Source organism: Deltaproteobacteria bacterium (assembly GCA_016875395.1).
Taxonomy (GTDB): domain Bacteria; phylum Myxococcota_A; class UBA9160; order UBA9160; family UBA6930; genus VGRF01.
In genome coordinates, this window is sequence record VGRF01000090.1 from 1 (window position 1) to 1,212 (window position 1,212).

Annotated in this window: 1 protein-coding gene; it reads right to left on the reverse strand. The window is 68.3% G+C overall.

Annotated features, from left to right (window positions below; genetic code table 11):
• Positions 1–941: acyl-CoA dehydrogenase family protein (locus FJ091_22285; protein MBM4386078.1), on the reverse strand; the 941-nt coding region annotated here is incomplete at its 3' end.
• Between the last annotated feature and the right edge of the window lie 271 nt (positions 942–1,212).

Consider the following 1,212-nt stretch of genomic DNA (forward strand, 5'->3'; position numbering starts at 1 on the left):
AGCACGAGCAGGCGGAACTGCTCGATCTCGATCCAGCTGTCGGCGATTTTCTCCTGCGTCATCTGCAGGTCCGCGAGCTTCCCGCCGCGCACGTCGCGCGAGAGCGCTCGCTCGCACATCAGGTCGAACGCCTTGCGCAGCTGAGCGATCGTGCGCATCGCGTGATGGATGCGGCCGCCGCCGAGGCGCGTCTGCGCGATCACGAACGCGCCGCCCGGCTTGCCGAGCAGATGGTCCGCCGGCACGCGCACGTTGTCGTACCTGATGTAGGCGTGGCTCGCGTGCTCGGGCCGCTCCATGCCGACGCCCACGTTGCGGATGATCTTCACGCCGGGCGTCTCGGTCGGCACGATGAACATCGACATGCCGCCGTGCGCGTCGACCTCGGGGTCGGTCACCGCCATCACGATCAGAAACGAGGACCAGCGCGCGTTCGAGGAGAACCACTTCTCGCCGTTGATCACCCACTCGTTGCCGTCGCGCACGGCGCGCGTGGTGAACAGCGTCGGGTCGGCGCCCGCGTGCGGCTCGGTCATCGAATAACAAGACACGATGTCGCCGTTGAGCAGCGGCTTCAGGTAGCGGTCCTTCTGCCCCTGCGTGCCGTAGTGGGCGAGGATCTCGGCGTTGCCGGAGTCGGGCGCCTGGCAGCCGAACACAATCGGCGCGAAGCGCGTGCGGCCGAGGATCTCGTTCATCAGCGCGAGCTTCAGCTGGCCGTAGCCGGGGCCGCCGAGGTCGGGGCCGAGGTGACACGCCCAAAGGCCGCGCTCCTTCACGCGCTCCTTGAGCGGGGTGGTGAATCTGCGGACCTGCTCGTCGCGCAGGTCGTAGGCCTCGCCGAGCACGAGGTCGAGGGGCTCGACCTCGTCGCGCACGAACGCGTCCATCCAGTCGAGCTCGCGTTGAAACTCTGCATCGGTCTCGAAGTCCCAGGCCATAGGGGTTCTCCTCGTTGGTCGTGCGACGGTAGGTCGCTGCGGGCTCACCGTGCGAGAGCGCGGGGCACGAAAGCAGCGAGGCGGCGCCGGCTCCCGCCGTGCGCCGCCTCGAGTCGAGAATCGCGCCGGGGCGCGCTTCAGCTCAGGACTTGCCGCTCTCGGTGTCGATCGCGCGGATCCAGCCCTCCGCCTGCTTGGCGTGGCGGGTGCCCATCGCGCGCTGGAACCACTGGCGGGCTTCCTGCGGCTTCTTGAGGTTGTAGTACGACAT